Genomic DNA, 466 nt, shown 5'->3' with positions numbered 1-466 from the left:
CACCATGTGAAAGATCAGCGTGGTATTGCAGCGTTCGTTGCCTTGATGTGCGCAGTGGGCGCGGTTGGGCTCTGCTTTATGCCAGCGCACGCGATCACCTGGACTCTGCTTTTCGGCTTTGGTTCCGGCGCAACAATGATACTGGGGTTGACGTTCATTGGTCTGCGGGCAAGTTCTGCGCATCAGGCGGCGGCACTCTCGGGGATGGCACAATCCGTCGGGTATTTGCTGGCAGCCTGTGGGCCGCCGCTGATGGGTAAAATACACGATGCTAACGGTGACTGGTCCGTACCACTGATGGGTGTTGCAATACTTTCACTACTGATGGCGATTTTCGGACTTTGCGCCGGGAGAGACAAAGAAATTCGCTAATATCCGGTGCTATAGTGACGTGACAAATCATGCGTGAAAGGGAGAACAAATACGATGAATATTCAGTGCAAACGCGTTTATGATCCGGCTGAAC

Annotated in this window: 1 pseudogene; it reads left to right on the top strand. The window is 53.2% G+C overall.

Annotated features, from left to right (window positions below):
* Nucleotides 1–372: pseudogene (gene nimT / locus AC3DE3_RS17270) on the top strand (2-nitroimidazole transporter); the annotation flags it as partial.
* Nucleotides 373–466: the final 94 nt, after the last annotated feature.

The organism is Dietzia sp. IBK-p2-16D (assembly GCF_057773085.1).
This window is presented reverse-complemented; position numbering and strand designations above follow the sequence as displayed.